The organism is Stenotrophomonas sp. YJH_SMC_120 (genome assembly GCF_059368675.1).
In genome coordinates this window covers 743,322-758,378 of sequence record NZ_JCAFRY010000001.1, presented here as the reverse complement: position 1 = coordinate 758,378, position 15,057 = coordinate 743,322, and the positions used below count along the sequence as shown (strand labels likewise).

Below are 15,057 nucleotides of genomic sequence, written 5' to 3'. Positions count from 1 at the left end.
CGGCATCGCGGTCCACGTCATTACTGCGGCAGCACTTCCAGCGTGGCGACGTAGCTCAGGCGGCGCTTGGCGGCCTGCTTCACCGACGTCTTGTTGTCCTCGGTGCCGGTTTCCAGCCAGTACATGCCGGCTTCCGGCCAGGTCACCTTGATCTCGCCCTTGGCATCGCTGGTGACCTTCAGCTCGTCCTGTGCGTTGCGGTAGCGGGTGGCACCACGCACGATCTCGAATTCCAGGCCGGCCGCCGGCTTGCCATCGACGAGCACGCGGAAGGTGGCTTCCTCGCCGGCGAACAGATCGTTCGGGTGGCCGACGGCGACCAGCTCGATGCCACGGTTGGTCGGCTTCAGCGCAGTATCGTTCGGCGCGCCGTTGGTGACGAAGGTCTCCACGCGGCCGACTGACTGGCTCACTTCCAGCTTCTTCGCGTCCTTCGGCAGTTCGCCGAAGGTGGCGACGCTGCCGCGCCAGCGCTTGCGCTCGCCGTTCTGCTCGTAGGTGGCGAACAGGCCGTCATTGACCGACGCGATGCGGTAGGTGCCCGGCTGCTTCAGTTCGATGTCGAACACGCTGCGGTACTTGCCGGTGGATGCGTTCTGCGGCTGCACGGTGCTGCCGTCCGGCGCGGTGATCACCAGCGATTCCAGGCGCAGCGGCACGTGGTTGAAGTAGAACAGGTCGTTGGAGACCGCACCGTCGACGGTGATCCACGGCGCGTTGCCGGCGATCACGGTCTGCGAGGGCAGCAGCCAGGCCTTGTGGGCCAGGGCGGAGAAGGGAAGGGCAGCGGCCAGGGCGGCGGCGAGGACGAGCGTGCGCTTCATGCGGAAGACTCCAGTTGGAAGGGGTCGGATCCCTTTCCATCGGAAAGGGCTCTGACCCCGGGGGATACGGCGATGGGGTCAGAGCCCTTCCTGCGGAAGGGATCCGACCCCGGCTCAGGCAGTTATGGTTTGACGGCGAGGGTGACCTGGCCCAGTTCGGTGGCGCCCTGCGCCTTGCCGTTCTGCGCGGCGGTAGCTGGCCAGGTGAAGGGGATCTTCAGCAGCTCGCGGCCGCCGACTTCGCGCACCGCTTCCACCACCAGGGTGTAGTTGCCCGGGGCCAGCTGCTTCAGTGCCGGCTGCCTGTCGTTGAACGACAGCGCGTGCTTGCCGGCCGGGCGGGTCGGGCCGGTCACGCCGTCCACCGGCACCTGCAGGGTGCGGCCACTCTTGCGCCACCACTGGCGCAGGTCGGGCAACCACTTGGTGCCGTGGCCTTCGCTGTTGCTGGTCTGCTGGTACCAGACCGAGAGGTTGGCCGCGACCTTCTGGTCGGCGCCTTCCAGCCACACGGCCACATACGGCCGGTGGTATTCGGCCACGTTGAGCTTGGGCACTTCGACGTTGATGTCGAGGGTGGTGGCATAGGCCGGCGAGGTGGCCAGCAGGCCGCTGAGGGCGATGGTCAGGGTGACGCGCATGGGGCGGCTCCGGAAACGGGGAAAAGTCAGTGGATCAGCAACAGGGCGATCAGCAGCGGGATCATCAGGCCGAGGCCGACCAGCGGCCAGGTCATGCGCCGCTGCCGCGCATGCAGGTGCAGCAGGAACAGGCCGGTGATGCAGAACACCAGGCAGGCCACGGCGAACAGGTCCAGGAACCAGCCCCACGCCGGGCCCGCGTTGCGGCCCTTGTGCAGGTCGTTGAGGTAGGACACCGCGCCGCGCGAGGTCGATTCGTATTCCACCGCGCCGGTCTCGCGATCGATGCTCAGCCAGGCGTCGCCACCGGGGCGCGGCAGCGACAGGTAGATCTCTTCGGGCGACCACTCGGCCGGTCGCCCGCCGATGGCGATGCCCAGCTGCGTGTCCAGCCATTGCCGGGCAGGGCGCGGAATCGGTGCGTTGCCGTCTTCGCGCGTGCCGAGCTGTCCAAGCAGCGCGGCCGGCAGTTCCAGATGCTGGTTCTGCACCTCGGGCTTGGCCTCGATCTTCGCGGCATGGTTGAGGGTCAGGCCGGTCACCGCGAACAGCAGCATGCCGATCAGGCACACCGCCGAGCTGATCCAGTGCCACTGGTGCAGCGTCCGCAGCCAGAAGCCACGGTTCTGTTGCTGCTGCACGGTGGAAGAGGCAGGACGGCTCACGGCACGGTTCGAGGCGGACGGGGACTGCCCATTACATCATTGATGAGAATAGCTCGCAATTGCGTGTCGTTCTGTATCCCGGGAGCAGGCATTGCGGGTTGCCGGCCAGCGGCCGGCACTACCGATCGGTAGATCCAGGCCATGCGTGGATGAAGCGGTGCCGACCAAGGTCGGCACCCACCAGGGCAGGGCAATGCCGGCCAGTGGCCGGCACTGCCGGTGCGCGGCGATCAGAACTTCGCGTTCAACGAAATCCAGTAGCTGCGGCGCTGGTCCTTGGTCGCGTAGTCATCCACGCAACTGAACTCGCTGGGATTGAGCAGCAGGCACGACTGCGAAACGAAGTTCTTGTCGAACAGGTTGTTGACCCGTGCATTGACCGTCAGCCACGGCGTAGCCTTCCAGCTGCCCCCCAGGTGGAAGATCGTGTAGTCCTCGTAATAGCGCACGTGGCGGGTGCCGGCACTGTCGATGAGGGTGTCGCGATAGCGGTCGTAGCGGCCTTCGCCGATCAGCGACAGGCTGATCGCTTCGTTGATCTGCCAGTTGAGGCTGGCGTTGGCCATGTGCTTTGCCGGCGTGGTGCCTGAGATCGGGCGTCCCTTGTCGGGGCCGCTGGTCTGCTCGCTCCTGGTCCAGGTGTAGTTGCCGCGCAGCTGCAGGGTGTCGAGCAGGTCGACATGACCGGCCAGTTCCGCGCCGCGGGTCTCGGCCTTGTCGATGTTCACGCTCTGGGTGAAGGTGCTGTAGCCCAGTGCTGCCCAGCCTGGGCCGATGTCCACGCAGTAGCCGCTGCCGGCGCGCGCCACTTCGCAGTTCGGGAACGTTCCGCCGCTGGCGATCTTGTCTTCGAACGTGTTGAAGAAGCCGGTGACGTTGAAGCCCCAGCGCTGGCCTTCGTAATAGGCGGCCAGCTCGTAGTTGGTGCTGGTTTCAGGCTTGAGGTTCGGGGAACCGACCAGCGGCAGCACGCCCTGGCCACCAAAGCCGGTGATGCCCGGGAACAACTGGTCCGGTCGCGGGGTCTTGTAGCCGGTGCTGACGCCACCCTTGAAGGTCCACGCATCGCTGGCGTTCCACACCAGGTAGCCACGCGGACTGACGTGGCTGCCGAACACGTTGTGGTCGTCGTAGCGCAGGCCGAAGGTAGCGGTGAGGGTATCGGTCAGCGCCCAGTTGTCCTCGGCGAACAGCGCCCACATGCGGTGCTTCTGCCTGGTGTTGCTCCGATAACCGGCGCCATCCATGCCGAACACGCCGTCGATCATGTCGGTGTCGTTGTACTGGCCGCCGACGGTCAGCTTGTGCGCGCCGAAGTCGAGGTCGAGCATCGTGTCGAGCACGTAGCCCTCCAGTTCCATGGTGCGCAGCGGACGCGGCAGGAACGCCTGCAGGCGCGCCATCTCGCTCGGGTTGAGCGCGGCCAGGGCATTGCCACGGCCGGCCGCACAGTTGTTGGCGGCACCGGTGCGGCGGCAGACGTCATTCCACAGCGTCTGCAGGTTGGCGCGCTCGTCCAGGGTCAGTGGCAGCGAACGACCGAGGTTGCTGCTCTTGCTGTGGGTCAGTGAGGTCTGCCAGGTGCCGAAGCTGTAGCGGCCCTGGTGGGTCAGCGACAGCTGATCGCGCTCATAGCGCTGGTAGGCGGTGTAGCCGACGCGCGGCTGCACCACGCGGCGGGTGACGGTGCCGCTGCCGTTCGGGTTGGGGATGACCGCATTGCCGACACGCCACAGGCTGGCCAGGCTGTCCAGCGTGCCGGTCTGGCCTTCGCTGTTGTCGTACTTCTGCCGCGACACGTCGTAGTCCAGCCACAGTTCGTGGTCATCGTTGACCCGGAAGTCCAGGCGCACGCCGGTATTCCAGTTGGTGTTGGCCACCGACTTGCCACCGCCGCCGAAGCCGATGCTGCGCTCCCACAGACTGCCGTCGGGCAGGGTCAGTGCATCCCACTCCGGGTTCGATGCCTTGGCATCGTAGTAGCTGCCGCGCAGCGCCAGGCTGAGGCGGTCCTTCAGCAGCGGGCCGCTGAGGTACAGGTCGGTGGTGCGCGCATCACCGAACTGGTCGTCCTGCTGCACGGTGAAGCCCTGGGTTACGGCGCCATGCCAGCGGTCCTGGTTGCGACGGGTGATGATGTTGATCACGCCGCCCATCGCGTCCGAGCCGTACAGCGTGGACATCGGGCCGCGCACGACTTCGATGCGCTCGATCGCGTCCAGCGGCGGCAGGTAGGCGAACTGGCCGCCACCGAAGTTGTTCGGGTACAGCTGGCCGACATTGCTCTGGCGGCGGCCGTCGATCAGCACCAGGGTGTATTCGGACGGCAGGCCGCGCATGGAGATGGTGGCGCGGCCGTTCTTGTCGGTAGCCTCCAGGCCGACGTCGATGCCTTCGACGTCGCGCAGCGCATCGACCAGGTTGGTGTAGGGGCGCTTGCTGAGTTCTTCGCGGCTGACCACGCTGATGCTGGCCGGTGCATCGACCACCTTCTGCTCGAAGCCGGAGGCGGTGACCACCACCTTGTCCAGCGTCTGTGGCGCGCCGGAAGCGTCACCGTGGGCGAAGGCAGGGGCGGTCATGGCCGCCAGCACGGCGCTGGTCAGCAGGGTACGGGACAGGGACGAACGGACACGATGGCGCTGGGCCATGGCAGTAACCTCGAAGGATGCAGGGTGGTGCGATGCCAGGCGCGAACGTCGCGGCATGCACGGGGAGGCCCGGTCAGGGGCGGCAGGGATGAAGCAGGCAGCAACGCGCGGGCGCGACCGCGCAGGCGGTCACGCGGGGCCGTGAATCAGGCGAGCGGCGGCGCCTGGCCGCGTTGCTGGCGGCGCCCGGGCGCATCGGCCCAGGGCGTGTCCGGAGCGGCCAGCGGCCAGTCCGGGCGCACGCCGGGCATGGCCGGCGTGGCGGGTACGAGTTCAAGCTCGGTGCGCAGCCATTGGCTGGCCAGCAGCAACGGCGGGCGTGCCTTCTCGGCTGATTTCACCGGAGCGGCAGCACAGCGGCGCAGCTTGGCCGGTACCTCTTCCTGCAAGGTGCCTTCGCCACCGCGCTCTTCCAGCGGCATCTGCACGGCCATTCCGGCCTGGCCGTGTGGCAGCAGCGGCAGGGTGCCCAGCAGCAAGGCCAGCATCGCCACCCACGCCAGCAGGCTGGCTAGCGCAGGACGCTGGCCGCGCATGGCGGTGCCCATCTTGCGATGGATGAGTGGACGAGGGCGAAGCGGGCGCAGCAAGCAGGGGTCCCAGGGGTCTGCCGGCAGCGGCCGGCATCAACGGGGCGTGATTGTAATGAGAGCTGTTAGCTGTTGCAAATGAGAATGATTGCCAAAATTTCGCAGGCCAGCCCGACCGGGCTCAGACCTCGCTCCAGCGCCGCAGCAGGTTGTGGTACACGCCGGTCAGCTGCAGCACCGCCCCGGCGTCGCCGCCAGTCTGCCGCAGGCGCTCGATCGAGCCGTCCATTTCCCATAGCAGGCGGCGCTGCACATCGTCGCGGACCATGCTCTGCACCCAGAAGAACGAGGCCACGCGCGCGCCGGCGGTGACGGGGCGCACCTGGTGCAGGCTGCTGGACGGGTACACGATCAGGTCGCCGGCCGGCAGCTTCACTTCGTGCTCGCCGTAGGTGTCGCTGATGATCAGTTCGCCGCCCTCGTACTCGTCCGGCGCCGACAGGAACAGGGTGCAGGAAATGTCCGAACGCAGCTGTTCGCCGTTGGCCAGGTTCATCACCGCGCCATCAACATGGAAGCCATAGGTGCCGCCACCGCTGTAGCGGTTGAAGCGCGGCGGCAGGTATTTCAGCGGCAGCGCGGCGCTGAAGAACAGCGGGTGCCGGGCCAGCGCGACGAGGATGATCTCGCCCAGTTCGCGGCGCAGCGGTGAGGCCTCGGGCAGCTGCTGGTTGTGCTTGGCCTGCGCGCCCAGATGGCCGACGGTTTCGCGGCCATCGGTCCAGTCGGCGGCATCCAGTCGGCGGCGAAAGTCGGCCACCTGGTCGGCGCTGAGAATGTCGGGGATGTGCAGCAGCATGCGGGACTCCTCAGAGGGACGGCGGCGCGACCAGGGCGCGCACCTGTGGATGCGGCGACGCGGCCAGTTCCGGCACGATGTGCGCCATGAACGCCGGGCTGCCGTGGGCCAGTGCGCGCCGCAGCCAGTGCACGGCCTGCTCGACCTGGCCGGCCTGCAGCAGGATCGAGGCGTAGTTGGCCTGGCCGCGGAAATCACCGGCTTCGGCCGCGCGCTGGTACCAGCCCAGGGCTGCCTGCGGATCGGGTGCGGTATCCAGCCCGTCTTCGAGGTGGCGGGCCAGCAGGTTCATCGATTTGGCATGGCCCAGGTGTGCGGCACGGGTGTACAGGGCCAGTGCCTGTGCGCGGTCCTGGGTCACGCCGCGGCCGGTGGCCAGCAGGTTGGCCAGGTTGTACAGGCCCCAGTCCAGGCCGGTGTCGGCCGCGCGCCGGTACCACACCGCGGCCAGCACCGGGTCGGGTGCGGTGCCCTGGCCCAGTTCGTGGCAGCGGCCCAGCATGTTCATCGCCATTGGCGCGCCGTTGTTGGCGGCGGTCTCGTACCAGAGCCGTGCCGCCGAGGCGTCCTGTGCGGTGCCTTTGCCTTCCATGTGCATCTGCGCGAGCAGCAGTTGTGCCTCGACCTGTCCGGCCTGCGCGGCGTCGCGCACGCGTGCGAAGGCAGCCTGCGGATCGTGCTGCAGCAGCGCGGCCAGAGCATCGCTGTCGATGGGGGTACGGGTTGCCATGGGGTGAGTATCGCCGGAAACAAAAACGGCGGCAGGAGAGCCTGCCGCCGTGGTGGAGCGCAGTTACATCAGAACTTCACGTTCAGTGCCAGGGTGGCCGAGCGACCCGGGGCGATGCTCGCGTAGTGCGAGGCATAGGCCTTGGTGAAGTAGGTCTTGTCGGTCAGGTTCTGCACGTTGAGCTGCAGGCTGATGTTGTCCTGGATCGCGTAGCTGGCCATCGCGTCGAAGCGGGTGTAGCTGGCAATCCACTTGGTGTTGGCGACGTCACCGTACTGCTTGTCCGAGTAGAACGCACCGGCGCCGATGGTCAGGCCGATCGGGAAGCGGTAGGTGGTCCACAGGTTCGCGCTGTGCTTGGCGGTGTTCGGGAACACGTTGCCGTTGTTCGGCGACGGCACGTAGACGTTGGACGGGCAGGTGCGGCCCACCGGTGCGCCACAGACGAAACCGTTGTCCTTCAGTTCCGAGTCCAGGTAGGTGTAGCCGCCGTACAGGCTCCAGGCATCGGTCAGCTGGCCGGTGAAGCCCAGCTCGAAGCCGTTGATTTCCTTCTTGCCGGCGTTCTGGCTGGTGCCGTTGTCGATGGTCACGCGTGCGTTGTTCATCACGGTGTGGAAGATCGCGGCAGTCAGGTTCAGGCGCTTGTCGAACAGGTCCCACTTGGTGCCCAGTTCGAGGTTCCTGGTGTCCTGCGGCTTGAGGTCGGCCACGGCGGCGCTCAGGCCGTCCGAACCGTCGCCACCGTCCATGCCCGGCGGGGTCGAGGAGGTGCCCCAGGACAGGTAGATGCTGCCGTTGGCGGCCGGCTTGAACACCACGCCGGCCTGGTAGTTCAGGAAGTCTTTGCTGTTGCGCACGCGGGTCGGTGCCTTGCCGGCCACCGGAGTGGTCAGGGTGGTACGGAAGTCGTCATAGCGCAGGCCGAGGTTGATCATCCACTGCTCATTGAGCTCGATGGTGTCGAACACGTAGGCCGAGGTGGTCTTGGTGCGCTGCTCGACGTCCAGCGCCTTGTCGCTGCGATAGACGATCTGACCGGCCGCCCACGGATCGTTCGGGTTCGGATTGTTGAAGTCGGTGCAGTTGTAGCCGGTGGCCGCGCCGGACACCTGGCAGCGAGTGCTGTTGGCGCTGTTTTCAAGGGGATTGGCGGTGCCCGGCGACATCAGGTAGCTGCCACGGGTCATCTTCTCGTCGCTGTACTCCACGCCCGCACTGTAGCTGTGCTTGAGCGCGCCGGTCTGGAACGCACCGGTCAGGCCCAGCTGGTCGGCGAAGCTCTTGACGTCGACCGCACGGGTGTTGGTGCGACGCCACAAGGTGCCGTACAGGTTGGGGTTGCCCTTGCTGTCGTCCGGCTGGGTCCACAGGTAGTCGTTGCTGGTGTTGCCCAGGCGCGCGATGTTGCGCAGCTTGTGGCCACCGAAGTCGTAGCTGGCGTCCAGGGTGCTGATGTCGGCGCGGGTGCGCTGGAAATCACGGTCGACCAGGCCGTAGTAATTGTTGCGGTCCGGCACCATCGGGCGGCCATCACCGTTCTTGGCCACGTTAGGGCCGCTGGAGAACGGATTGCTGTAGGGGAAGCCACCCGCGTCCGGCAGGTCATCGCTCTGCATGTGGTAGTGGCTGGCGATCAGCTGCGCCGGGCCGTTCAGGCCGAACGCGATCGACGGCGCGATGCCCCAGCGGCTGACGTTGGCGGCGTCGCGGCCGGCGATGTCCGACTCGTGCTTCATCAGGTTCAGGCGGGCGGCGATGCCGTCGCCCAGCACGTAGTTGGCGTCCACGGTGCCGCGCGCGTAGCTGTCGGTGCCGATGCCCATGCTGGCGCTGGTCTCGTTCTTCAGCTTCGGCGTCTTGCTCACCAGGTTCAGGCTGCCACCACCGGAGTCACGGCCGCCGTAGGCCGAGCTCGGGCCCTTGACCACTTCCACCTGCTCCAGGTCGAAGATCTCGCGGGTCTGCGAGCCGACGTCGCGCAGGCCGTCGACGAACACGTTGCTCTGCGAATCGAAGCCACGGATGAAGGGGCGGTCGCCGGTCGGGTTGCCGCCTTCGCCGGCACCGAAGGTGATGCCCGGCACCATGCGCAGCGCATCCTGCAGGTTGGTCGCACCGGTTTCGGCGATCAGCTTCTCCGACACGATCGACACCGACTTCGGGGTGTCCAGCAGCTCGGCGGTGAACTTCGGCGAGGACGGGTTGAACCAGCTGCCGCGCACCTGCACCTTGTCCAGCTCGGTGGCGTTGCGGGAACCGGCGTCGGCGCCGTCGGCAGCCTGCGCAGCCAGCGGAGCAAAGCCCGCGGCCAGGGTGGCGGTGGCGAGCAGGGAAACGCGCGGGGCGTGCTTGCGGGACGTGATGTGGGTCATGACTGTGGGTAGTGGCTCGGATCGGGAAAGGGCGAGCGCGAGCCGGCGCAGATGGGCATGCGGCGACAGGCGGGAAGTGGGTGCTGTAGAGCCGAGCCAGGCTCGGCTGGCGGGAAACGCAATCAGGCGCACGGCAACGGCCGCAGGGCGCCTCAGCTGGCGTGCGGTGCGGGCGGTGCGTGGCCGGGGTTCAACCGCAGCGCGGGATCATGCAACTGCCAGCGCAGGGTATCGGAGCGCCACAGCGGGATACGCGCGACCAGAGCGGCGCGTGCAGGGACCAGACCGGTGCAGGGCGAGGTGCCCTCGCCATCGAACGGAGGCTCCGGTGCTGGTGCGGCGTGCTGCGGGCATTCGTCGGCTGGCGGTTGCGGCAGCGGCATCGCCTGCAGCAGATCTTCAGCGTGTGCCTGCCAGCCGTGCGCGGCCGGATCGACGCCACGCCCTTCGTGCAAGGCCGACCAGCCCAGCAGCAACGTCAGCAGCACGGCCACGAGCAGTGGCCACCCTTGGCGGGCGAGCTGGCACAGCGTGGCGGTGGGCGCGGGCGAAGCCATGGCGCAGGGGCGATGTCGTTACGAAGATGTTACGTAGAATAACATCAACGATAATGATTCGCATATGCGCAATCGGGTTGCCGATCTGGATGGCCTGGAAGGGCCCTGGAGGGCCCCTCAGTGCACTCCAGTGGATCACCCCATGGGTGGATGCTCTCCCGCGAGGCGCCCTCTGGGGGCTCTCCGGGCCCAGCGCCGCCTCAATCCCGGTCGTCGCGGGTCCAGATCGCGTCGTGCTCGCGCTTCACCGGGAACTTGGGCACAGGGCTGTAGGCCGGGGCGCACATGGCGCGGCCATCGCGCACGTCGAAGCGCGCGCCGTGCAGCACGCACTCCACGCTGCCTTCGGTCGTGTTGAACTCGCCCGAGGACAGTTCGAACTCTTCATGCGTGCACTGATCTTCCAGTGCGTACAGCTCGCCGTCGAGGTTGAATACCACGATCGGCGTGCCGGTCACTTCGTCGAACACGCTCTTCATTTCACCCGGCAGCAGCTCGTTGCCGGCACAGACAAAGGTCCAGGCCTCGCTCACGCGGTGGCTCCGTTCAGCGGCTTTTCCAGGATCTCGAAGCGCAGGTCGTCGCGCTTCGGGATGCCGAAGCGTTCGTCGCCATACGGGAACGGCTTCTTGATGCCGGTACGGCTGTAGCCGCGGCGCTCGTAGAAGGCGATCAGCTCGTCGCGCACGTCGATGACGGTCATCTGCATCACCGGTACGTTCCATTCGCGCGCGGCGTGTGCTTCGGCGGCATCCATCAGCTGCTTGCCGACGCCGCCGCCCTGCTGGGCCGGATCGACCGAGAACATGCCGAAGTAGCCCTTGCCGTCGACATCGGCGACGTGGGCGCAGGCCACCAGCTGGTCCCCGCGCTCGGCCAGCAGGATGGTCGAGCGCGGGCGGTCGAGGTCGGCCTGGATGCCTTCGGCGTCGATGCGGGCGCCATCCAGCAGGTCGGCTTCGGTGGTCCAGCCGACGCGGCTGGCGTCGCCACGGTAGGCCGAGGTGACGAGGGCGATCAGGGCGGGGATGTCGGCCGGCGTGGCGGCGCGGAAGGTCAGGGTGCTCATGGCCCCATTCTAGGTTGGGCGTGGGCGGGCGCAAATGGGGGGAGGGGGCAGATCCCTTTCGCAACGCGGAGGAGCTCTGCCCCCGGCGTCTACTGACCCAACGGCAGGCCATGGACCGACTGGCACGGGCGCGGAATCGGCAGATGCTCGGGGTCGGATCCCTTTGCGCAGCGAAGGGCTCTGACCCCCTGTTACCAGGAGCAGGCCATGCCGAGGCCACGACGGGTCGATGCACCCGGATACCCGCAAACATGTCGTCCAGCGCGGCAACAATCGCCAGCCCGTGTTCTTCACCGATGGCGACCGCGCCGCCTGCCTTCGCCTGCTGTGTCATCACGCGCACCAGCAGCATTGCCGGGTTCACGCCTATGTGTTGATGGGCAACCACGTCCATCTTCTGGCAACGCCTGATGTCTGCGGCGGGCTGTCAACGATGATGCAGGCCGTGAGCCGGGCCTACGTACGTCGGGTGAATGATCGGCAGGGCCGCACCGGCACGTTATGGGAGGGGCGCTTCCACTCCACGGTGGTGGATTCGGATCGCTATCTGCTGGCCTGCCAGCGCTACATAGAGCTCAACCCGGTTCGGGCGGGGAAGGTGGCGCATCCCGGCGACTATCGTTGGTCCAGCTATCGCGCCAATGCGCGTGGCAGGCCCAATGCGCTGCTCGAGCCGCATTCGGCATTCGAGCTGATGGGTTCTGATGCGGATGAACGGCGCAGGCGCTATGTGGAGTTCATCGAGGCGGGCATTCCGGCGGGGGATCTGCTGGCGATCCGGCGGGCATTGCAGTCGCAACGGCGGCTGTCGGGAATGCTGGTGGGGTCAGATCCCTTTCGCGTCGCGAAAGGGACCTGACCCCGGTGTGCCGGCTCAGCCCAGCAGCTTGCGCACCTTGGTCAGCGCGGTCATGAAGCGCTCGATCTCGGCGTGGGTGTTGTAGAACGCCAGCGAGGCACGGCAGGTTGCCGCGACGCCGAAGTACTGCAGCAGCGGGTGCGCGCAGTGCTGGCCTGACCGCACGGCCACGCCTTCCAGGTCGAGCAGGGTTGCCAGGTCGTGGGCATGTGCGCCGTCGATCAGGAACGAGACCACGGCGGCCTTCTCCGGTGCTTCGCCGATGATGCGCAGACCGTCGACGCGGCGCAGCTCTTCGGTGAAATGCGCCAGCAGTTCAGCCTCGCGTGCTTCCACGTTCTCCTGGCCAAGCTGCTGCAGGTAGTCGGCGGCCACGCCCAGGCCGATGAAGCCGGCGATGTTCGGGGTGCCGGCTTCGAACTTGTGCGGGGCATCGTTGAACACGGTGCCGTCGAAGCTGACTTCCTTGATCATCTCGCCGCCGCCAAGGAACGGCGGCATCGCATCCAGGTGCTCGCGGCGCGCCCACAGCGCACCGGTGCCGGTCGGACCACACATTTTGTGGCCGGTGATGGCGTAGAAGTCACAGCCGATCGCGGCCACGTCGACCTTGCGGTGCGGCACGGCCTGCGAGCCATCAACCACGGTGATGATGCCGCGCTTGCGCGCTTCACGGCAGATCTCGCGCACCGGGTTGACCGTGCCCAGCACGTTGGACACGTGGGTGACCGCCAGCAGCTTGACCTCCGGGGTCATTGCCGCGCGCAGCGCATCCAGATCGAGTGCGCCGTCAGGCGTGATCTCGGCCACGCGGATGGTGGCGCCGGTACGCTGTGCGACCAGCTGCCACGGCACGATGTTGGCGTGGTGTTCCATGCGCGTGATCAGGATCACGTCGCCGGCCTTCAATCGCGGCAGGGCCCACGAATACGCCACCAGGTTGATGGCGAAGGTAGTGCCGCTGCACAGCACCAGGTCGCTGGGGCGCACGTTGAGGAAGCGTGCCAGCTTGTTGCGCGCGCCTTCGTAGGCGTCGGTGGCTTCGCTGCCGAGCGCGTGCACCGCGCGGCTGACATTGGCGTTGTAGCGGCGGTAGAACTCGTCCACCGCGCCGATCACCTGCACCGGCTTCTGGCCGGTGTTGGCATTGTCGAAATAGACCAGCGGCTTGCCGTGCACTTCACGCATCAGCAGCGGAAAGTCGAGGCGGACGCGATCCCAATCAGGCGCGCCGGTGCGTTCTTCGATCGGGCGCGGGGTGGACAGGTTCATGCCACACCCGCCTCGGCCAGGGCCTTGTCCAAACGGCGTGCCAGCTGCTCGCGCAGGGCTTCCGGCAGGATCTTCAGCGGCTCGTGGCAGAACGCGGCGCTCAGCAGTGCCTGCGCCTGTGCCTGCGGCAGGCCGCGCGAGCGCAGGTAGAACAGCGCGTTGGCATCGAGCTGGCCGACAGTGGCACCATGCGCGGCCTTCACTTCATCGGCGTCGATGACCAGCGTCGGCTGGGTATCGATCTCGGCGTCGGCCGACAGCAGCAGGTTCTTGTTGGACAGGTTCGCATCGGTGCCGTCGGCGCCTTCGCGGATCTGGATGCCACCATGGAACACCACGCGGCTGCGGTTGGCGGCAACGCCACGCCACAGCAGCTCGCAACTCGTATCGCGTGCGATGTGGTCGATGCCCAGGCGGGTTTCGACGTGGCGGCGGCCATTGCCGAGCAGCACGCCGTTGGCGGTCAGCTGGGCATTGTCGCCTTCCAGGCGCACGTTCAGTTCATGGCGGCTGAGCGCGGCGCCCAGTTCCAGATCGACGCGGTGGTACTGCGCGTCGCGGGCCAGCACCGCGTCGGTACGCAGGAAGCTGGTCTGGCGCGCGCTGCCGGCCTGCACGCGGGCGTGCTTGAGCACGCCATCGCGGGCGACATGGGCGTGCAGCACGGTGTTGTCCAGGTGGGCCGAATCGCCGACGCTGAGGCGGTGCTCGACCACGCCCAGGCTGGCGCCGGCACGCAGTTCGATCAGGTGGCGGTGGTGCCAGGCCAGGTCGGTATCGCCGGCGACGCTGGCGAACACCAGCTGCAGCGGCGCTTCGACCTGCACGCCTTCGTCCACGCGCAGCACCACGCCTTCATCGGCCAGCGCGGCATTCAGGCGGGCGAAGATCTCTTCGCTGCGCTCGTAGCGGCGGCCAAGGAAACGCACGGCGTCTTCGCCGGAGGCCAGTGCGGCCGACAGCGGCTGCAGCTGCACGCCGGCCGGCAGGCTCTGCACGTCGCTCAGCGCGGCATCCAGGCGGCCGTTGACGAACACCAGGCGCGGTGCCGGGATGTCGTCCAGCAGCGCGGCGTCCAGCGCCGGGCCCTGCAGTGGTGCAGCCGCGAACGCACGGCGTTCCAGCTGGCGCAGCGAGGTGTACTTCCAGGCTTCGTTGCGCGCGGCTGGCAGGCCGTCACGCAGGGCCGCGTCCAGCACTTCGCGGCGCGCGTCGCTGCCGCAGAAGGCCTGGGCCATGGAGTCGAGCAGGGCGCTCATCAGACCGCCGCCTCGCGCACCACGCGATCCTTGAGGAAATCGTAGCCGTGCGCTTCCAGTTCCAGCGCCAGTTCCGGGCCGCCACTCTTGACGATGCGGCCATCGGCCAGCACGTGCACCACGTCCGGCTTGATGTAGTCGAGCAGTCGCTGGTAGTGGGTGATGACCAGGAACGAGCGGTCGGCGCCGCGCAGCGCGTTGACGCCGTCGGCGACGCTCTTCAGCGCGTCGATGTCCAGGCCCGAATCGGTTTCGTCCAGGATCGCCAGCTTCGGCTCGAGCACGGCCAGCTGGAAGATCTCGTTGCGCTTCTTTTCGCCACCGGAGAAGCCTTCGTTGACGCCACGGTGCAGCAGCTCGTCCTTCAGGTGCAGCACGGCCAGCTTCTGGCGCACCAGCTTGAGGAACTGCATGGAGTCCAGTTCGTCCTCGCCACGCGCCTTGCGCTGCGCGTTCAGCGCGGCGCGCAGGAAGTAGGTGTTGTTCACACCCGGGATTTCCACCGGGTACTGGAACGCCAGGAACAGGCCGGCGGCGGCGCGCGCTTCCGGGTCCTGGTCGAGCAGGTCGCTGCCTTCGAACTGCACGCTGCCTTCGGTCACTTCATAGCCGTCGCGGCCTGCCAGGACATTGCCCAGGGTGGACTTGCCGGCGCCGTTCGGGCCCATGATGGCGTGCACCTGGCCGGGCTTAACATCCAGCGACAGGCCCTTGAGGATTTCCTTGTCGCCGATGCGGGCGTGGAGGTTTTCGATCTTCAGCATGG

Annotated in this window: 15 protein-coding genes; 1 reads left to right on the top strand and 14 read right to left on the bottom strand. The window is 67.3% G+C overall.

All coding sequences use genetic code 11. The features are described 5' to 3' along the window. Positions 1-20: 20 nt before the first annotated feature. The 11 genes from AC5P60_RS03790 to AC5P60_RS03740 all read right to left on the bottom strand — a co-directional run bounded on the left by AC5P60_RS03790 (position 21) and on the right by AC5P60_RS03740 (position 10,901). Positions 21-824: a DUF4198 domain-containing protein gene (locus AC5P60_RS03790; RefSeq protein WP_005408419.1), complete on the bottom strand. Its 804-nt coding sequence runs from the start codon at positions 822-824 to the stop codon at positions 21-23. Between the two features lie 122 nt (positions 825-946). Next, positions 947-1,465 carry a DUF2271 domain-containing protein gene (locus AC5P60_RS03785; RefSeq protein WP_005408420.1) on the bottom strand — a complete coding sequence of 173 codons (519 nt, stop codon included), beginning with the start codon at positions 1,463-1,465 and terminating at the stop codon, positions 947-949. Positions 1,466-1,491: 26 nt separating this feature from the next. Continuing rightward, positions 1,492-2,130, bottom strand: coding sequence for a PepSY-associated TM helix domain-containing protein (locus AC5P60_RS03780; protein WP_005408421.1), 639 nt, complete (start codon positions 2,128-2,130; stop codon positions 1,492-1,494). Between the two features lie 230 nt (positions 2,131-2,360). After that, positions 2,361-4,781 carry a TonB-dependent receptor domain-containing protein gene (locus AC5P60_RS03775; RefSeq protein ID WP_483693013.1) on the bottom strand — a complete coding sequence of 807 codons (2,421 nt, stop codon included), beginning with the start codon at positions 4,779-4,781 and terminating at the stop codon, positions 2,361-2,363. Between the two features lie 146 nt (positions 4,782-4,927). After that, complete coding sequence (locus AC5P60_RS03770) at positions 4,928-5,329, bottom strand: hypothetical protein (protein ID WP_483693011.1); 402 nt, start codon at positions 5,327-5,329, stop codon at positions 4,928-4,930. 163 nt (positions 5,330-5,492) lie between these two features. Continuing rightward, on the bottom strand, positions 5,493-6,170 hold the full coding sequence (locus tag AC5P60_RS03765) for a Fe2+-dependent dioxygenase (RefSeq protein WP_049430447.1): 678 nt from the start codon (positions 6,168-6,170) through the stop codon (positions 5,493-5,495). A 10-nt stretch (positions 6,171-6,180) separates the two neighbouring features. After that, positions 6,181-6,900 (bottom strand): tetratricopeptide repeat protein, encoded by a 720-nt coding sequence (locus AC5P60_RS03760; protein ID WP_033835560.1) that lies wholly within the window; start codon positions 6,898-6,900, stop codon positions 6,181-6,183. Between the two features lie 68 nt (positions 6,901-6,968). Further along, positions 6,969-9,275 carry a TonB-dependent receptor gene (locus AC5P60_RS03755; protein ID WP_483693009.1) on the bottom strand — a complete coding sequence of 769 codons (2,307 nt, stop codon included), beginning with the start codon at positions 9,273-9,275 and terminating at the stop codon, positions 6,969-6,971. Between the two features lie 152 nt (positions 9,276-9,427). Next, positions 9,428-9,832 (bottom strand): hypothetical protein, encoded by a 405-nt coding sequence (locus tag AC5P60_RS03750; RefSeq protein ID WP_033835562.1) that lies wholly within the window; start codon positions 9,830-9,832, stop codon positions 9,428-9,430. Between the two features lie 200 nt (positions 9,833-10,032). After that, the gene (locus AC5P60_RS03745; protein WP_033835563.1) at positions 10,033-10,365 is read right to left on the bottom strand and encodes a non-heme iron oxygenase ferredoxin subunit; all 333 of its coding nucleotides are present in this window, start codon (positions 10,363-10,365) and stop codon (positions 10,033-10,035) included. Then, the gene (locus tag AC5P60_RS03740; RefSeq protein ID WP_033835564.1) at positions 10,362-10,901 is read right to left on the bottom strand and encodes a GNAT family N-acetyltransferase; all 540 of its coding nucleotides are present in this window, start codon (positions 10,899-10,901) and stop codon (positions 10,362-10,364) included. The genes AC5P60_RS03745 and AC5P60_RS03740 overlap by 4 nt, the downstream gene beginning before the upstream one ends. A gap of 229 nt (positions 10,902-11,130) precedes the next feature. Between AC5P60_RS03740 and AC5P60_RS03735 the strand changes: the two genes are divergently transcribed. After that, a complete protein-coding gene (locus tag AC5P60_RS03735) occupies positions 11,131-11,760 on the top strand; it encodes a transposase (RefSeq protein ID WP_111118894.1) in 630 nt (209 codons plus the stop codon). Between the two features lie 15 nt (positions 11,761-11,775). Here the strand turns inward: AC5P60_RS03735 and AC5P60_RS03730 are convergent, their stop codons facing one another. From AC5P60_RS03730 to sufC, 3 genes are read right to left on the bottom strand one after another with little or no spacing between them, the layout of a single operon-like run. Next, positions 11,776-13,032, bottom strand: coding sequence for a cysteine desulfurase (locus AC5P60_RS03730; protein ID WP_005408431.1), 1,257 nt, complete (start codon positions 13,030-13,032; stop codon positions 11,776-11,778). Then, positions 13,029-14,291 carry a Fe-S cluster assembly protein SufD gene (sufD, locus tag AC5P60_RS03725; RefSeq protein WP_033835566.1) on the bottom strand — a complete coding sequence of 421 codons (1,263 nt, stop codon included), beginning with the start codon at positions 14,289-14,291 and terminating at the stop codon, positions 13,029-13,031. Before sufD ends, AC5P60_RS03730 begins: the two co-directional genes overlap by 4 nt. Further along, complete coding sequence (gene sufC / locus AC5P60_RS03720) at positions 14,291-15,055, bottom strand: Fe-S cluster assembly ATPase SufC (RefSeq protein WP_033835567.1); 765 nt, start codon at positions 15,053-15,055, stop codon at positions 14,291-14,293. Before sufC ends, sufD begins: the two co-directional genes overlap by 1 nt. Positions 15,056-15,057: the final 2 nt, after the last annotated feature.